A 16815-nucleotide genomic window follows, 5' to 3' on the forward strand; every position below is an offset into this window, starting at 1 on the left:
GTTATTGCGTCGAGGCTGTTCTTACTTCCACATCCATAGGCGTTATGGCGCGGAGACGTGAACGGTAGAGTTCAGCTGCCTGCAGGTTGCCCTCTGCCGTTTCCAGATGCCAGAGTGCGCGCAACGCAGCTACATGATTCGGGTAAACTTTCAGGATACGCAGCAATGCGTCCTTTTCGCTCAACCCCTGCCTGCCTGCCAAGGGGAGCGACTGCATCATGCTATCAGCTAGCGCATTGGCAATCCAGTGATCCTGCGGATTGGCCTGATAAGCCAGCCATATCAGATTACCCGATTTTGCCGCCTCATCCCGGATGGATGCGGCCCAAGCTCTCACCGTGAATTCGGTTGCGACATAGGCACGCCCGAATTGACTTTTGTCCCGCTCGGCCACCCCCAGAATTTTCATCGCTTCTTCCGGTGTGGAATGACGCTGCAACAACCAATATATCAACGATGACAGATTGACATCTCCATCGTAGCGCGCTCGCGGCAACTTGAATTCGATATACGGCTCCCATTCGTCCTGGACCGGACCGCTGGTTGCAGGAATGGGGCCCCAATACCGGCCCAACCATGTCCAGGCCCCCTCGCCTCCTGTCGCCTGTTGCTGTGCGTCCGGCGTCATTCGACTCAGGTTTTTTAACACGGCGGCGGCGCCTGTAAATCTATCTCTGGGGCCGACCAGCGCAAGATGCATCCCGTCCATGAATAATTGCGCGTCCGGAAATACCTGTCTGAAACTGCGGAAAACTGCATTCAACGATTGAATGTCGAATTGGTTAAGCGCCAGCCATTGTACAAATATGCCTTCCGGATTCAGGTGATCTTTGGCGCGCTGGAATTGCTGCACGGACAGCAACGCCCCCATCCCAGCCATATCCGGATGGAACAGATCTCCCACGATGACATCGTAACGACGCTCTGTCGTGCTCAGATAATGCCTCGCATCGTCACGCTGAATCTGCATCTGGTCCGTGACATTGCCATTGACGGGGGAAAACCAGTGTTTCGCAGAATAGATTGCGCCTTGCGACAATTCCACCGCGCTGCGGATCAGGCTCGGGAAAGGCATTGATCCTGCCGCCGAGATGCCTGTGCCCAGCCCAAGGAATAAAACGCTGCGGGGCTCCGGATGAAGCAGCAGTGCAAGCCGCGCCTGATCCATCTGGATTTCTGCAGCGCTTGGATCGCTGGAAGCGTCCATACGTTGCAGATCGCTCAGCAATACGCGCTGCCCATCCTGCTGCTGCACGACATGCGTCAGGGAAATTGCATCTTCGTAGAGATACAGATTTCGGCTTTCGGCTTCTATCTTAGGCAGCAATTCGTGCACTTGCGGCATGTATCTCAGTTGCCAGGCGGCCAGCAACAGCACTGCGAATATCAGCCACGGCCATGCCCGTTTCACCCACATCAGACCGAATGCCGTAATAAAAAGACCGGATAACGCCACCATGGCCGTACTGCCCACCAGCGGGATCAGCACCAGAAAAGCCACGACTGCACCAATACTGCCGCCCAGGCAGTTCGCGCCATACAGCCATACACCGCTTGTGCCGGCGCCATCAAAGCGTGCTGACAGCATCGGCAGCCACGCCCCCAGCACCAAAGTGATTGGCAAGGTGAACAGCCCCAGTATCAGCGCCTGCGAAGAAACTGCGCCAAAGAACGAGCGGAATTCGCTTTGCTCGACCCATGCCGAGGTTGCAGGCAGCAGCCACAATCCCAGCATGACCCCGGCACCCGCGATGAGCGGCATCAGCGCTGCCAGCCATTCCTGCTTCAGTCTCTGCTGGATCAGGCTGCCCAGCGCGATCCCCAGCAGGAAAATCGCCAGAATCAGGCCGAGCACGTATTCAGTCCGCAGCATTACCATGCCGTATAAACGAATCCAGCCGATTTCAAGCATGATGCTGCCGGCGCCTATGCCAGCGTAAATCAGCAAGATCGTGAGCGGCGGCTGAGCAGGTTTGCCGCTTGCTCCCATTTGTCCTGCAAACCTTGCCTTTTGCGACAGGACCAATGCCCCTCCGCCAACCAGCAATCCGATCACCGCAACAGTTTGTACCGATGCCATCCAGCCGATGATCGGCAAACTCCACAGTGGATATAGTGCGCCGGCAACGCCGCCTATCGTATTGAATCCATAGAGCTCCCCTAGCGAAATATCGCTTTGCTCGATGAATCTCAGTATCAATGCGAATCCCAGTCCCATTGCGAATGCCGGAATTACCAGCAGACCCAACGCTTCCGTGCTCTGCAGCATGTACCATTGAACAAGTGAAAGATGCGCCGATATCTGCTCTATCCAGTTCCCGGCAGCATGAATCAGCTTGGGCAGAATCAGCGCATACAGCGCAATGGCGATTTCCAGCAGCGCGAAGATCTGCAGCGGTTTATTCCATTTCCGTGCCCATCTTGCGCCAGCAAGGCTACCCAGCCCAAGGCCTATCATATAGGCTGTAACGGTCAGTACCACCCCGAATATGCTGATCCCGAACTGCATCGACAGCATGCGCGACCACAAAACTTCATAGGCCAGGCTTGTTGCGCCCGACAGCAAGTAGAGCAGCAGCAACAGCCTGTTCGCGCCGCTGGATGTTTTGGATTGGATGCCCTGCGGCCTGAGGTATGACATATTTGCGAACTGCCTGCGTCAGGCCCAGCGGCCAGAAAACGCAGGTATCAGCAAATTGCAGGGAATATGCTCGCGCCGTAAAGACTGATCTGCGATGAAAGAACCCGGCTCAGTGGCACGGAATACTAGAAGGGGTAGAACCATACGAGTCCGACAATCGCATGGACCACCGCCAGGGTCATGCTGAGTGCCGCGAATACCATGTGTGCCACAAAAACTTGTTTGCCATATACCCCCATGGCGATCCCCAACCCCCCGGTGATCATCACCAGCGTTATCAATACGACGCCCAGCAGGAACATGATGCGCTGCTTGTCGTTGTCGGTGATCGATTTGGCGTGTTCAGTTTCTCTATGTTGCTTGTTGAATGCCTGAAGGATCTGCGCGCTTTCCCCCTCGTGCGCCGCTTCTTCTGCATGTGCAGGCAAAACGAACATCATCGAGAGTGATGCCAACAGCGTTATAAACAAGGATCGAAGAACTGGATGTTTGATATTCTGCAGCATGATGTTCTACTTGATGGAAGGGTTGTGGTTTTCATCGGCCGTTTCAGCTGTATTTTTTCTCGCTGCGTTACGCCATGCCAGCACCACCATCAGCACGAACGGCGCGAATACACCCATCAGCAGGAAGATGAAGATATACCAAGGGGTTGAGATGGTAACGTGGGCGAACCGGTAACTGTCGACCGACGCTTCTGCCAATGGAATCTCGGCCATCCCGAAGGTGATCAAGGCTATTTTCGTCATTAAATGTTTCAACACTGTCTCCAGGAATCTGTCACTCATCCACGCTCGATGCGCAACGGAATCCGTAGAAATCCGAAGCGTAGTTCGGCCACGAATAGTCCCTGTGGTAAGTGGCGGTTGAAAACGGATCACCTTTCCAGGACCCGCCGCGCAATACCTTGTATTGCCTGTTTACCGGGACCAGGTCGGCCACCTTCATCGTCTTGTCTTCTTCGCTTTGCACCCGTGCCATCTTGCCCTGGAACACTTCGGCAGCGGCATCCGTTCCCTTATAAGGCTCAAAGTCGTCGGCGACCCACTCATCGACGTTCCCGGCCATGTCGTATACGCCGTAAGGGCTGACGCCATTGGAATAGGTATTTACGTTGCTGGCTGAGCCCACATTGTAATAAGTGTTCAGGCGCGCCGGATCCATTTCATTTCCCCACGGCCATCTCCGGCCGTCCGTCCCCCTGGCCGCCTTTTCCCATTCCGCCTCTGTCGGCAGACGCTTGCCTGCCCACTTGGCGTATGCTGTTGCATCGTACCAATTGACCAAGGTGACAGGATAAAGCGCAGTTCCTTGAGGAATTTTCCCATCTTTCCAGTCTGACGGCGGTCTGTGCCCTGTCGCTGCAATGAAGCGCGCATATTGCGCATTGGTCACCAGATATTTGTCGATCCGGTAAGCCTTAAGTTGTACGGTATGCTGTGGATGCGATGCCGCATCGGCATTTTTCAGGTTGGTTCCCATCAGGAATTTTCCGGCGGGAATAAGCACTGATGAGCCAAGCTCTTTCCATTGCTCTGGCGTGAGCAGTGCATCGGCTTCAGCCGGTGTATAACCTGCAGCCTGATTCTTCCGGTTCTCGTTTTCTTCGTGCAGGGCAATATCTTCGCCGGCCGCACGGATTCGGGAGGACTCTTCTTTCAGGTTGTAGGTTGCCAGTGCCCGCATTTCTCCCATGCGGATGGAACCCAGTTTTACCACGTGCAGGCTGCCCCCTATCATGACCAGCGCGATGCAGGTGATGATGGTGGCAGAGAGATATTTCTTTTTCCGCTGCAAATCCGCCGGGGTCTGAACAGTGTTCTTGTTCATGGTGGGCATCACGATTCCTTTTCCATGGCCGGCTGCGTATCCATTTGCGCAGCCTTGCTTGAACGGCCATATACATTCTTGATCACAACTTCGCCCACGATACCGCCGATGCCAGCTGCTTCCATGGCCAGGATAACGTAGAAGCCCCACCATCCCATCGGATTCAGCGTGCTGCCATGCGGGGTCCCTGTGACATACAGAATTTCTGCGTAACTGACACTGCGCACTATCAGCGGAGGAAAATAGCACAACCATTTCCCGCCCATGCCGAATATCCAGGACACCACCAAGCCGACAATGAACGGAACGATGAAAATATCCACCATCCAGGCGAAGCTAAATGTCGACAAGCCTGAAAAGAGCTCCAATCTCACCCCAAGCAGTTTGTCGCCCATATGGTTAAGGGCCACCCCTGCAAGCAGTGCAACCATACCCGTAAGAAACCTGTGCTTCATTTTTGCGGCTCCTTTCCAGTCAGTTTTTCGTATTCTGCCTTTTTGGTCTGCTCCAGATACCAGTCCTTGACCTGCAGGCTGGCAAGATATTTAGCCAGTACGCGTCGTTGCTCATCCGGCAATCCCGCATACGAGGGCATTCTGTACTCTTTTTTCAGGCGGGAGGGTAGTGTGGCTTGGGGATCAGTTGCAGATAAATATTGATACAACCAGGCTTCACTGCGGATTGCCCCGATCCCGTCCAGCATCGGAGCGGGCACCGATTGCAGCACATCTTTCAGCGTCCACAAACTATGGCAGCTCTTGCAGCCATTGTCGCGAATGACATCCATCGCCTGTTTTGCCACTTCCGGAGTAGCAGTGCTGTAGAAGGGAATATCCCGGTCATGCTTGTCCTCAACATGGAAAGCCGATTGCACCATCCCGCCCACAACCACCAGCCCAATCAGGGCCAGAACTGCTTTTTCCCCGCGCCTCATGCTCCTAACTTATGCTTTCCCGCATTTTGCTGGGCCAAAAAACGATTCCGACTTTCAATCTGTGTCTTCATTACGGAGCGACTTTTTGCATATTCGTCGGCCGCCATTTTTTCCTGGTCCTTTTCATCAAAAAGCACATATTTGATGTCCTCATCAAACTGCTCATTCTTGATACCCCAGCGTATCCAGTAGACCACCGCCATAATGATCACAGCCCCGATGATCAGCCACAGATATATGGTCCAACCATCCGGAAGGGTTTCTATGAAATTTGCCATCATGTTCTCCCGAACTACGTATTTGACTTAGAAAAGATAGCCGTTAAGCATTTGAACGGCGCCCAGAATAATCGCCACCACTATACCGATTATGATCGCTGAAAACATAAATCGTTCGCCCATCCGCATGTCAGTGGGACGATTTTTGCTGTACATGAAGGCAATTACGATCGCCGAGAAAACAGCTATGCCGACCAGCAAAAAAACAAATATCCACTCGCTGAATTGCTGACTGCGCATTCCCTCGATGCTCAGATCAAGCTTGGGGGAGATTTCAGAGCCTATTTGCGAGATGCTGGGATTTGTAAATTGAATTCCGGAAAATAAAATCTTTAACTCCTGCATCATTTGGATACTAACTGAATTATAAGGCCCCGGCTAGGCCGAGGCGCTTATTTCTCCAAACTAAGGAGTTGATGCATGTCAGCCAGCTACCATCTGCATCCAGTGCTACGCTTGAAGCAATTTTGCGCTCAAGCGTGGACGGTTTCTGGCTTGTAATTAACCCTTAATACGGTCGATGAACAAGCCGTATATGGTTGGACACACAAACACGACAACAATAATTCCGAAAAGCACGCCAGGACCGTAGTCAACTTCAATCATTTTAATTCTCCCAATTAATTACACAGGAATCGGACTGTCGAGACTAATTCTCGCCAGTCCGAATCTATTAGTGCTTATGCTTCGGCTGCCATGTAGAAGGAGGAAGCCTCTTGATAAGAATAATCACCAGCGCGAAGAAGTAAATCACGTAGAAAATGTCGATCGTATAGCCCTTGTCCCACCAGGGCTGTTTCCTCTCGCGCGTGCCGTCAGCCTTGAAGTTTCCTTCGAAGTTTGCCAGCACGATCTGATCGCCGACTACGGTGTATTCCTCAAGATCAACCCCTTTTGCCATCAGCGCCTCTACTTGAGGCTTGATGATGCGCAGGTCGTTCATGGTGACCGGATGGCGCTCCAGCAGTGCATCGTACGGACCACCCACGTTCATTTGAACGATCTTCTTCATCGCAGCGTCGTCATCCTGAATCGATGCAATCTCAGGAGAGTTCATTGCTTTTACATAGCCGGCATAAATCGCCGCTGTTGGACGCTGACCCCAGAGCGGGAAGGTGATCGCAAAGGCGGTGAATACCGTCAATACAACCAGCAATACCACCGGCATCGGCATGCGGTGATTGTCTTCCGTGATACCGCCGAGGTCTTCCCTTTCCCACAGCTGCTTGTCTGCTTCATTTGTCGCCGAGTCGACCATCGTAACTAGCGGCTTATTAAAATTCCAAGACATTATTATCTCCCCCTCGTTACTTTAGACTCAACATGAAGTCGATCAGGCTGCGGATCTCCGAATCGCTAGCGTAGCTGGGAACTTCCGGAGGCGTTACGCGTTTGCCTTCGCGGTAGTCGTTATATTCAGCACGCCACTTGTCGTAATCGATCTTTTGACCGGAAGCATCCTTCTCACCCCACAGGTAGTCGAAGCGAGGCATGATCGAGTGCGGCTGAACCAGGCGCGGATTGAAGAAGTGCATCATCATCCACTCTTTGGAAGAGTTGCGCGAACCCACATGCATCAGGTCAGGAGCCTTGCGGTCAGAACCGAACGCGGTTGGAGACTCGCCGTTGAAGTCACCCAGCATCGGAGGAGCGCCGAAGACCTGCCAGTCCTGAGTCTGTTCAGGCAGCAGGGTATGACACCACCAGCAACCCTCGCGCACGAACATTGTCTTGCCTGCGCCCGCGTGAGAAACATCCTCATCCTTGGCCACGCGCATCACATCTGCCGGAGTCCAACCCTTGGTTGCGGTCAGGTTCTCGATGTAGTTGTACTGCTTGCCCTGGTAGGAACCCTTGCTCACCGCGAAAACCGCACCAGTTGCCTTTTGCGCATCGGTAATATGCCCCTGCTCTACGCTCAACTGCTGGATTCCCTCACCCAGGATGCGCGGGTGCAGCACACCAGCCGGGAACGAAGTTCCAGACTGGTACACATACACGGAAACTGCTTCGCCCAGTGGGTTGTTCGACTTAGGATCAGTCTTCAACGCCACAACCAGCGGCTTGTTCTTGCCCTGCAGGAACGGGTCATCAAGATTGAAACCCGTTTCATGACCCACCGACAGCTGCTTGGTAAGAGCAACCTCGGTGGATGACACTGCCGCAATATTGATACTCGGCAACAGCAAGGTAATGCACATCGAGCCGCCTAGCGCCACGGCGAAAATCCTCGATCCTATCTTATACTCCCTAAATCCAGCCATGCTTAATCTCCCTAAATTTTACACAGGCTAATATTAGCGCTCGTATCCCAACTCGTGAGGCATACGGCCCTGGGGAACTTCAGTTCCTTTGCGCGCTGTCATCCACATGTTGTACAGCCACAGGACGTTGCCGATGAATACCAAGGTACCACCGATCCAGCGGGCGATCATGTATGGGTGCTCGGCAATCACGACGTCGATGTACGGAACTTCGTAAATCTTGCCCGCGCCCTGGATCAGACCAGCGATCGTCATGGAAACCCAGTATGTGGTGAATCCGATCAGCAGCAGCCAGAAGTGCATGTTAGCCAGCGTCAAGGAATACAGCTTGCGCTTCATGATTGTTTGCAGGCCGAGGTAAACGGCTGCCGACTCCAGGAAGGTAGAGAAACCAAGCAAGGCCAAGTGCGCGTGAGCAACGATCCAGCCCGTACCATGGATGTACCAGTTGATCGCGCGAGTTTGCTGGAAACCACCCTGCATGTTCAGCGGAATGGCCATCAAGCAACCAGTGATGGTAAAGCGCACTTCGACGTTCTCTACGAACATGTGCCACTTGCCCTTCATCGTCAGCATGATATTGGAAACGAATGCAATTGCCGGAACCAGAATCAGCACGCCTTCCACGGAAGCAAAGGACTTGAGCCACTCAGGCAACGGAGCCGACATCAGGTGGTGCGCAGCCGGTGTGGAGTAGAACACCACCACAGACCAGAAATGCAGGTGACCAATGCGGTGCGAGTACAGCGGATTACCGGTCACCTTCGGAATGGTGTAGTAAGCGATCGCAGCTGCAACAGGAGTGATCCACAGACCCAGCACGTTATGCGCAAACCACCAGGTCAGATACGCCTCGGTCAAACCGGTCAGATGGAAGAATTCAGGCGAGTTACCCACCAGGAAAACGATGATCACCATGAAGATGGCGGCAGCGAAGAACCAGTTGGTCGTATAGATACCCTGCGTGCGGCGATTCAGGATAGTCATCCAGACGTTGATAGCCAGCGGGATGAATACGAAGAATGCCAGGTACAAGTCGATCGGCCACGGGAAATCGGAATACTCACGGCCGGAAGTGACACCCGCCCACAGAACAGTCAAGCCCAGCAGCAGGCCAACGTTCCACAGCAGACAGTTCCACAGACCCAGCTTTTCCGACCACAGCTTTGTGTTGCCCAGCGCAGGCGTGATGTACATCATCGCCATGGCGAACGCCATCGAGATCCAGCCGAAAATCACCGCCATCACGTGCACTTGACGCATGTGACCGAAGGCGAAATAAATATTACCCGTTACAAAATCGGGGAATGCGAGCTTGGCCGCATTAAAAGACCCCAATCCGGTACCGATAACAAACCAGATAATTGAAGAAAAACCAAAGAATACTGCCGCCGAACCAGACGGTATGTCTTCGTTCTTGGCAAATAGATATTTAAACATGCATCTCCCCCTAAGCTCAAATGAACACTGAATCAGTGATTGGCACTATCTTTATCTTCGTGCGGGATAAGAATGTACCAAGAAAGCAACATACTCGAAAAAGCCAGCAGCACGCCCAGCGATCCTGCGATTAAAGTCATAGTCGTTCCCCTAAATTAAATACCGAAGAATTTATACAGCGCCAGTTAAGCAGCCCGATGTTCCAGCTTGTAGTGCCGAGACAATCCAACATACAGAATCACGCAGAACACCAAACCGAAAACGATCATCGCCCAGTCGATAAAACCGGTGAATGTCGAAGGATCATAGGCAGTACTTCCACCACCACCCCAGTTCGCAAAACCGCCACGCCCCATCAGGCACATCAAGGCAGCACCAAACACGCTGCCATTGCCCATGCCCGTCAGCATGCCGCTTACCACAATCAGCCACATGGATAGAGATTTAGTCTCTTTCTTTGTACTCATGACCCCCCCCTAAGTTATGAAAATCAATACTTCGCTCGAAACAAAAATCAACACTTCACGCCAAACAAAATCCAGAATCCGCACCCCGCGGCAGCCGCCCAGCCTCTCAGCCAGAACCCCAAAGCCCGCCCCACGGCTTTCGCCAAGCAATCCAGGACGCACGTATTTGCTTCTGCGGATGTTAAATAGCATCCCCTCGCCTTGTCAAGGGAATTATAGGCGACGGATTATATTTAGCCCCACTTATGCTGAATTGACGATAATTTAACGTTAATTTAACGTTAGTTGGGCGCAATGACACTATTGCCTCAGGGATTTCTTGGTGCTAATATCGCGCCGTCCTAAGAGGGTGTTTTAAAGTGCAATTGAATCAATAACCATAAACCGACCAAGGAGATACAGATGCTTGAACCAGATGTGACAACCGGTGAAGTTATTACCATGTATATCGGTATATTCGTATTTATATTCGGCCTGGCTTTTCTTCTGATGAAGAAACATTCCTGATCGCTTGTCGTCGGGAAAACGCAAGGTTGCAATAGTGTTGGCCCGTAATTGCTGCGGGTATTTATAAATCAAGGGGGAGGAGCACATGCGTATGTTATCGAAATTGGCAATGGCAAGTTGCGGTGCGGTTGCCATGCTGGCTGTATCCGGCGCGAGTTTTGCCGAAGCTGGCGGTGTATCGGTCAATCTGACCAACGGAAAAAACATTTATGAGAACGGCAAGCCCGACACAGGCGTGCCAGCTTGCGCCGTATGTCATGGCGACAAGGCCATGGGGAACGACGGCATGGGCTCCCCGAGACTGGCAAACATTGGCTATGTATATATTGTCAAGCAGCTGACCAATTTCGCTGAAGACAAGCGTATGGACACAGTCATGCAACAGATGAATGGCATTGCAAAAGGATTGAGCGAGCAGGATCGCCGCGACCTGGCCGCATACGAAAACAGCTTCCCAAGAGCTTCCGAGCTTTCCGACCTGAATGCGCTGAAAGCCGACGGCAAAAAGATCGGCGAGGCCTATAAAGGCGAGATCCTGGTTAAATACGGTCGCAACGGGCCTGATGTCGCTGCAAAAGACAAAGTGTCCGCCTGCGTGTCGTGCCACGGATATAATGGTCGCGGCGCAGATCCGGTCTATCCGAAGATCGGTCAGCAGAAATACGTTTACCTGGTCGGCCAGCTGACCAATTGGCGTTCGGCTTCCAGGACAAATGACCCAATGGGTCAAATGCGTGCCGTGGCACACAACCTGACCGATGACGACATCAACAACGTCGCCACCTTCCTGTCGCAAGCACCTGACAGCACCGCCGGCGATGGCATGGATGTGGACAACCAGACAGTCCTGAAGAACATCAAAGCTGTTCACTAAGCTGTTCTGTGGTATTTTGACTCCCTCCGGCACCGGCCATAAGGTGCCGGAGGTCTTACAAGTACTGATCGAGGCCTGATCAGTATTTTTGTTTTTGGGGTTTCCGATAAACGAGGAAACACCGTGCGTGGCTAGCGTTACCGCAGGATTGGAGATAGATGAAAAAGGGAGAAAAGATCCTTTTTGGGATAATTGGGTTTTTGGTGGTTGTCACCATCATCAACTTTACCGTACTGGAAGCCATTCGGCGCCACTCAGAAAAACCGTTGTTCCCGATCCTGACGCATTTCGTTTTTACGGATGAGGGCATGCATGGTTACCAGATATACCAGCAAAGAGATTGCTATACCTGTCATCGCGCGGTCGGCAGCGGCACCAGCATGGGCGTCAGCCTAGATGGCCTGGGTTCGAAACATGATGTCGATTACTTCTACAATTTCCTGAAAAAGCCGGAATCGGTCTATGGTGCCAAAACCATGGATCATGGCGCACCACCCAAAGACGCATCGTATGTTTCCGATCTGCCGGATGCGGATCTGCGGGCCATGGCGGTTTTCCTGTCCGAACTGAAGGCCGATCAAGGCTCGTCTTCTTCGTTCGAACCTCCGCAAGGCGACTCGAGCTTTATTAACGCGATGCTGGACATGTGGGCACCAGACGGCTGGAGAGCCCAGTACAAAGACATTCGCGAATGGATGAAATCAAAACCACAAGAGGAACAACATGACAGCAAGCATTGAGCACGATGCCACGCAACGCGCAGACTTTACCAGATACACATTGTGGTTCGTCTATGCCTGCATCATCTACAGCATCATCGGCTTCTCCTGGGGCGCGGTAATGGGCGGCGTCCCCGCCTTCCGTTACTTCGTCGACTACAGTGCACATGGTCGTTTGATTACCCTCGCCCATGGCCACATCAATCTGCTGGGCTGGGTCGAGATGGCGATCTTCGCCGCCTTGTACTACGTCGTTCCCAACTTGTCGCGCCGCCAGATCTACAGCGTGCGCCTGGTTAAAATCCATTTCTGGATGCATAACTTCGGCCTGATCGGCATGGTGGTCTTTTTCCTTGCTGCCGGCCTGATCGGCGGCCTCAGCACGGGCGACAATACGGAAAGCGTGGTCAAGCATTTGATGGCTTTTGTCGGCATTTTCGGAATGCTGGTACTCACCGCCAATATCATCTGGGGCTACAATCTTTACAAGACAACCACGTCGGGATGGCAAAAACCAGCATGAAAAAGTTCGGGGTTCTGTCGGCATTTTCCGGGATGTTGCTCGCAAGCCTGTTGGTGGGCTGCGAGCAGCAGCTTTCTGCAGGCTTCTCTGTAGGAATGCATGCCCCGAGCCTGCCCACCAAAACCTTGGCCGACGTGGACGGCAACCTGAGCAAGATCACGACTTACCGGCAACCGGATGCCCGCATGTACCAGTATTCGGTGGACAAGGCACTGCTGGCCGGCAAGCCTATCCTGCTTGAATTCGCCACCCCCGGACATTGCACCAATTGCGATCAGCAGCTGCAAATGCTGAAAGGCGTGATGGACGAGTACCAGGATCGGATGATCGTCATCCACATCGATCAGTATGCCAATCCGCAGGCGTACAACGCTTACAGGGTGATGGGCGATCCCTGGACATTCCTCATCGACAAGAATGGCGTCGTGCAATTCGAGCGCGCCGGCCGCATGCTGATCGGCGAGATGGACAGCGCAGTAAAACAGGTCTTGTAGAACAACAAGACGACCTTGTTAATACAACGATTTCTAGTGAGTTAGCGGTAATGGCAGAAACGACGCAATTCGATCTGGTTCCCGATCACAAAGGCATGGTCTGGGATTTGTTGCTTTACATCCCAACCGTCGTGGCGCTCGCCTCGCTGGCAGCCAGCTTCTGGTACGGTGACGACCACAATATGGGTTATCTGTTCTTTTTTCTGACCTGCTTCTTTTTCATCGCCGGTTTCAATCGCGTATTCAAGACGCGCTTGATGCTGTTACCTTCCGCCCCTGTTTCGATCAAGGTTGGCGATGGCACCCTGGGCCTGGTCCAGCGCAACGGGATACAGGTGAACCTGGTGAAGAACCTTCGTTACTATGCCGACTATGCGGGAAAGTCTTTTGGGATCACCGGCCTGGACGGTGCCGGAAAGCAGCTGCAATTCGTATTCCATAAAGGGCAGTTCCCGACCGCCGAGAAATTCGACTCGCTGCAGACCATCTTCAAGAACAAGTTCAATAAATAGGCATCCCGATCATCCGTTCTTGCGCACCGCATGCGCAGGACGGAAAACCTTGCATTGCTCGGGATCCGATTCCAGGTACGCCCCCTCGATCAGGTCGATGCAATAAGGGATCGCCGGAAACACCGCATTCAGGCAGTCATCTATCGCAGAGGGCTTGCCGGGGAGATTCACGATCAGACTCCTGCCGCGTATCCCTGCGGTTTGCCGCGACAGGATGGCGGTCGGCACAAACTTGAGAGATGCGGTCCGCATCAACTCGCCGAATCCAGGCATCATCTTCTCGCATACAGCTTCGGTCGCCTCCGGCGTGACGTCGCGCAGTGCCGGACCGGTACCGCCGGTGGTAACGATCAAGCTGCACCCTTCCCGGTCAGCCAGCTCGATCAGCGTCCGCTCGATCAGCGCCTGCTCATCCGGAATCACCCGCGCTACCGGCTGCCATGGACTGATCAGTACGCGCGACAACCATGCCTGGATCGCCGGGCCGCCCTTGTCTTCGTATTCGCCGCGGCTGGCGCGGTCAGAAACCGTCACAATACCGATGCGCGCCGTCATCACCATTCTCCGCCCGCCTCTTCCTGATACGCTGTTCCGTCAAGCAGCTGTACTGTTACCTTGCTGTTCGCCGCCACACCGTCGCTGCCGGACGGCACCACCAGCAAACCATCGGCGCTGGCCATCGAAGACGGCATGCCACTGCCCTGGGCGCCAGTCGAAACGGCCACATAGCCGCACTCCTGCCGGTCCAATGTCACCCGGATGAATTCGGTACGTCCCGGGCGGTGCCCCACCTCCCGCCCCAGGGTCGCCTCGATGGTGCGACGATATGGGCGCGGATTTCCCATCATGCCGCGCAGCGCAGGCAGCACGAACTGTTCAAAGCAAACCATGCTGGAGACCGGATTGCCCGGCAACCCGAAGACACAGGCATCGGCGGCGATGCCGAAAGCGACCGGATGACCGGGTTTCATCGCCACCCGCCAGAACATCATCTGCACGCCAAGCGCTTCCAGCGTCGGCCGCACATAGTCATGCACCCCGACCGAGGTACCGCCGGAGACCAGCAGCACATCGAACTGCAGGCCCTGCTGCAGATAGCGACGCAACTCGTCCGGATCGTCGCGCGCGATCCCCAGTAACACAGGCTCGATCCCCAAGGCCTGCACTTGCGCCATCAGGGCATGGCTATTGGAGTCGGGGATCTTGCCCGCATCGAACGGTTCGTTCAGCCCCTCCAGTTCGTCGCCGGTGGAAAGGATGGCCACTCGCGGCTGGCGATAAACCAGCACGTTGGCACGCTTCACCATCGCCAGCATGCCGATCACGCCCGGCGTGATCTCGGTTCCACGCCTTAACACCACCTCGCCATCGCGCATGCTCTCGCCGCGCGGGCGAATATCGTTGCCGGCCTTTACGCTGCAATCGATCCGTACCCGCAGATCCGATACGGCATGCGTGTCTTCGACGCGAATCACCGCATCCGCACCCTGCGGCACCGGCGCCCCGGTCATGATGCGCGCGCACTGCCCGGCTTGCACTGTCCAGCTCGGCATGCCGCCCGCCTTGATATCCTCAACGACTTCGAGCACTGCCGGTACCTTCGCCACATCCGCGCTGCGAATAGCAAAGCCATCCATTGCCGAAACATCATATGGCGGCTGGTCGCGGTTGGAATGTATATCCTCGGCAAGTACGCGCCCAAGCGAGCGATCCAGCCGGACAGTCTCGCTGCCGAGCAATTTCACCGATTCCATAACGCATCGCTGCGCTGCCGTCACTGTCAGGTGTTCCACTGCCTATCTCTCCCGCGCCGCCTGCAGATCCTGCGGCGTATCCAGGTCAAAAAAACTGCGCAGTTGCGGATCCGCATCGCGCAACTCCGCTTCGTCCACATACCGCACATCCAGCTTTTCCAGTGCACCGCGCAGGCTCCTGTCGCCCGCCGCCAGGCTTGCACGCATCGCGTCCCGCGCGCCTGCCGCATAAAAGGCAGCCAGCGGCTGCAAGTGGCCCCCGACCACCGGCACCACAGCCTGGTAGCCGCCACGCAACGCAGCGAGATGGAGGACGATCTCCCGGGTCACGAAGGGCATGTCGCATGCAACTGCAAACACCCATGAAGTATCGGCCTCGGCCAAACCGGCGATCAAGCCGGCCAACGGCCCGCTCGCAGCCTGCGCGTCGCAAACCTGCGGCACCCCCACATCACTGCGCAGCTGGCGCACGCTGACGATAACCTTGGGGAAGACCTGCTGCATGACGGCGGTAACGCGCTCCAGCAAGGTCTTCCCGTCCAGGATCAGCGCTGCTTTGTCCTGCCCCATGCGGCGAGAATCTCCGCCCGCCAGCACGAGCGCGGTGCAATCATCGATCATCGCACAGCCCGCTGCAAAATGAAGTCGGCGATGCCAGGCACATCCTCGAGCGCGAAATGCGGCAACTGCGGATGCGCCTCATCCATGTCGGTGACCATCGCCACCAGCCCGTCTGCGATGGCGCAGCGCGGCGGCTGGCCGCAGGCACGGCGCAATACTTCGATCTTCGCACCCGGCGCATGCGAGAAGCCTTCCGCCAGCACCAGGTCGGCTTCACCCAGGAAGCGCTGCGCCAGCTGCTCCGGCTCGCGTTGCACCTTTGCATCGGCCACCAGCTGCAGTGCATCGCGGGTGAGCAGCATGCTCATCACCGCGCCCGCCTCCTTGTAACGGTAGCTGTCCTTGCCCGGGGTATCCAGCTCCACCTTGTGGTGGGCATGCTTGATCGTGGCCACCCGCAAGCCGCGTGCACTTAGCTCGCGTATGAGTTTTTCCACCAGCGTGGTCTTGCCGGCACCGGAATGGCCAACGATGCTGAATACCGGGACCGCTGATCGCAAAGCTTCGCTCATGGATGCGGTGTCACCCAGGATTCACCCTGCGGCGTGATCTCTTTCTTCCAGATTGGCACGCGCTGTTTCAGTTCGTCGATCATCCAGCGGCAACCGTCGAACGCGGCGGCGCGGTGTTCGGCGGCGGCGGCGATGAACACGATGTTGTCGCCGGGGCCGACGGTGGTGACGCGATGCACGATGCGCGCGTCGATGAGGCTGAAGCGGGCGATGGCTGCTGCGCGCAGCTTGTTCATCTCGGCCAGCGCCATGCTGCCGTAGGCCTCGAAGCTGATCTCATGCACGTCGCGTCCTTCGGAAAAATCGCGGGCGCAGCCGAGGAAGGTGGCGATGCCGCCGATGCGTTGCGAGGTGGCTTTGAGGGCGGCGATTTCCTCGTCTTGCGAGAAGTCTGCTTCCTGGATGCGGACGGGTTCGTTCATTTAAACCTCCACCGTCATTCCGG

Annotated in this window: 24 protein-coding genes; 5 read left to right on the forward strand and 19 right to left on the reverse strand. The window is 55.0% G+C overall.

The window, feature by feature from the left end; genetic code table 11:
- Window position 1 precedes the first annotated feature (1 nt).
- From L6418_RS11820 to L6418_RS11885, 14 genes are all read right to left on the reverse strand, one after another.
- The gene (locus L6418_RS11820) at window positions 2-2641 is read right to left on the reverse strand and encodes a fused MFS/spermidine synthase (protein WP_237247124.1); all 2640 of its coding nucleotides are present in this window, start codon (window positions 2639-2641) and stop codon (window positions 2-4) included.
- A gap of 125 nt (window positions 2642-2766) precedes the next feature.
- On the reverse strand, window positions 2767-3147 hold the full coding sequence (locus L6418_RS11825; protein WP_237247125.1) for a hypothetical protein: 381 nt from the start codon (window positions 3145-3147) through the stop codon (window positions 2767-2769).
- A gap of 6 nt (window positions 3148-3153) precedes the next feature.
- Window positions 3154-3429 (reverse strand): hypothetical protein, encoded by a 276-nt coding sequence (locus L6418_RS11830; protein WP_237247126.1) that lies wholly within the window; start codon window positions 3427-3429, stop codon window positions 3154-3156.
- Window positions 3422-4471, reverse strand: a complete 1050-nt coding sequence (locus L6418_RS11835; RefSeq protein ID WP_237247127.1) for a formylglycine-generating enzyme family protein — start codon at window positions 4469-4471, stop codon at window positions 3422-3424. Before L6418_RS11835 ends, L6418_RS11830 begins: the two co-directional genes overlap by 8 nt.
- A gap of 8 nt (window positions 4472-4479) precedes the next feature.
- Window positions 4480-4926 (reverse strand): hypothetical protein, encoded by a 447-nt coding sequence (locus L6418_RS11840; protein ID WP_237247128.1) that lies wholly within the window; start codon window positions 4924-4926, stop codon window positions 4480-4482.
- Window positions 4923-5405 carry a cytochrome c gene (locus tag L6418_RS11845; protein WP_237247129.1) on the reverse strand — a complete coding sequence of 161 codons (483 nt, stop codon included), beginning with the start codon at window positions 5403-5405 and terminating at the stop codon, window positions 4923-4925. The genes L6418_RS11840 and L6418_RS11845 overlap by 4 nt, the downstream gene beginning before the upstream one ends.
- Complete coding sequence (locus tag L6418_RS11850; RefSeq protein ID WP_237247130.1) at window positions 5402-5686, reverse strand: hypothetical protein; 285 nt, start codon at window positions 5684-5686, stop codon at window positions 5402-5404. The genes L6418_RS11845 and L6418_RS11850 overlap by 4 nt, the downstream gene beginning before the upstream one ends.
- Before the next feature lie 24 nt (window positions 5687-5710).
- Window positions 5711-6031, reverse strand: coding sequence for a hypothetical protein (locus L6418_RS11855; protein ID WP_237247131.1), 321 nt, complete (start codon window positions 6029-6031; stop codon window positions 5711-5713).
- 325 nt (window positions 6032-6356) lie between these two features.
- On the reverse strand, window positions 6357-6974 hold the full coding sequence (locus tag L6418_RS11860) for a hypothetical protein (RefSeq protein ID WP_237247132.1): 618 nt from the start codon (window positions 6972-6974) through the stop codon (window positions 6357-6359).
- A gap of 16 nt (window positions 6975-6990) precedes the next feature.
- Entirely contained in the window at window positions 6991-7947 is a 957-nt protein-coding gene (locus L6418_RS11865) for a cbb3-type cytochrome c oxidase subunit II (protein ID WP_237247133.1), read from the reverse strand.
- Window positions 7948-7980: 33 nt separating this feature from the next.
- Window positions 7981-9387 carry a cbb3-type cytochrome c oxidase subunit I gene (locus L6418_RS11870; protein WP_237247134.1) on the reverse strand — a complete coding sequence of 469 codons (1407 nt, stop codon included), beginning with the start codon at window positions 9385-9387 and terminating at the stop codon, window positions 7981-7983.
- Between the two features lie 185 nt (window positions 9388-9572).
- On the reverse strand, window positions 9573-9854 hold the full coding sequence (locus tag L6418_RS11875) for a hypothetical protein (RefSeq protein WP_237247135.1): 282 nt from the start codon (window positions 9852-9854) through the stop codon (window positions 9573-9575).
- 9 nt (window positions 9855-9863) lie between these two features.
- Entirely contained in the window at window positions 9864-10046 is a 183-nt protein-coding gene (locus L6418_RS11880; RefSeq protein WP_237247136.1) for a hypothetical protein, read from the reverse strand.
- 162 nt (window positions 10047-10208) lie between these two features.
- Window positions 10209-10496 (reverse strand): hypothetical protein, encoded by a 288-nt coding sequence (locus L6418_RS11885; protein WP_237247137.1) that lies wholly within the window; start codon window positions 10494-10496, stop codon window positions 10209-10211.
- Here L6418_RS11885 and L6418_RS11890 point away from each other — a divergent pair.
- The 5 genes from L6418_RS11890 (at window position 10495) to L6418_RS11910 (ending at window position 13483) form a co-directional block, all read left to right on the forward strand.
- Complete coding sequence (locus L6418_RS11890; RefSeq protein WP_237247138.1) at window positions 10495-11235, forward strand: c-type cytochrome; 741 nt, start codon at window positions 10495-10497, stop codon at window positions 11233-11235. The genes L6418_RS11885 and L6418_RS11890 overlap by 2 nt on opposite strands.
- A 158-nt stretch (window positions 11236-11393) precedes the next feature.
- Window positions 11394-11975 carry a c-type cytochrome gene (locus L6418_RS11895; protein ID WP_237247139.1) on the forward strand — a complete coding sequence of 194 codons (582 nt, stop codon included), beginning with the start codon at window positions 11394-11396 and terminating at the stop codon, window positions 11973-11975.
- Window positions 11959-12477: a cbb3-type cytochrome c oxidase subunit I gene (locus L6418_RS11900; protein WP_237247140.1), complete on the forward strand. Its 519-nt coding sequence runs from the start codon at window positions 11959-11961 to the stop codon at window positions 12475-12477. Before L6418_RS11895 ends, L6418_RS11900 begins: the two co-directional genes overlap by 17 nt.
- Window positions 12474-12971, forward strand: coding sequence for a thioredoxin family protein (locus L6418_RS11905; protein ID WP_237247141.1), 498 nt, complete (start codon window positions 12474-12476; stop codon window positions 12969-12971). Before L6418_RS11900 ends, L6418_RS11905 begins: the two co-directional genes overlap by 4 nt.
- Window positions 12972-13021: 50 nt before the next feature.
- Window positions 13022-13483, forward strand: coding sequence for a hypothetical protein (locus L6418_RS11910; RefSeq protein WP_237247142.1), 462 nt, complete (start codon window positions 13022-13024; stop codon window positions 13481-13483).
- A 9-nt stretch (window positions 13484-13492) separates the two neighbouring features.
- On the opposite strand, the gene mog is transcribed toward L6418_RS11910, so the two are convergent.
- From mog to L6418_RS11935, 5 genes are read right to left on the reverse strand one after another with little or no spacing between them, the layout of a single operon-like run.
- Window positions 13493-14038 (reverse strand): molybdopterin adenylyltransferase, encoded by a 546-nt coding sequence (gene mog / locus L6418_RS11915; protein WP_408641563.1) that lies wholly within the window; start codon window positions 14036-14038, stop codon window positions 13493-13495.
- Window positions 14038-15276, reverse strand: a complete 1239-nt coding sequence (glp, locus tag L6418_RS11920; RefSeq protein WP_237247143.1) for a gephyrin-like molybdotransferase Glp — start codon at window positions 15274-15276, stop codon at window positions 14038-14040. The genes mog and glp overlap by 1 nt, the downstream gene beginning before the upstream one ends.
- A gap of 3 nt (window positions 15277-15279) precedes the next feature.
- Window positions 15280-15858, reverse strand: a complete 579-nt coding sequence (locus L6418_RS11925) for a molybdenum cofactor guanylyltransferase (RefSeq protein WP_237247144.1) — start codon at window positions 15856-15858, stop codon at window positions 15280-15282.
- Entirely contained in the window at window positions 15855-16358 is a 504-nt protein-coding gene (mobB, locus tag L6418_RS11930) for a molybdopterin-guanine dinucleotide biosynthesis protein B (RefSeq protein WP_237247145.1), read from the reverse strand. Before mobB ends, L6418_RS11925 begins: the two co-directional genes overlap by 4 nt.
- Before the next feature lie 8 nt (window positions 16359-16366).
- Window positions 16367-16792 (reverse strand): molybdenum cofactor biosynthesis protein MoaE, encoded by a 426-nt coding sequence (locus tag L6418_RS11935; protein ID WP_237247146.1) that lies wholly within the window; start codon window positions 16790-16792, stop codon window positions 16367-16369.
- Between the last annotated feature and the right edge of the window lie 23 nt (window positions 16793-16815).

Origin of the sequence: Sideroxyarcus emersonii (assembly GCF_021654335.1) — a bacterium.
In the GTDB taxonomy this organism is placed as follows: Bacteria; Pseudomonadota; Gammaproteobacteria; order Burkholderiales; family Gallionellaceae; genus Sideroxyarcus; species Sideroxyarcus emersonii.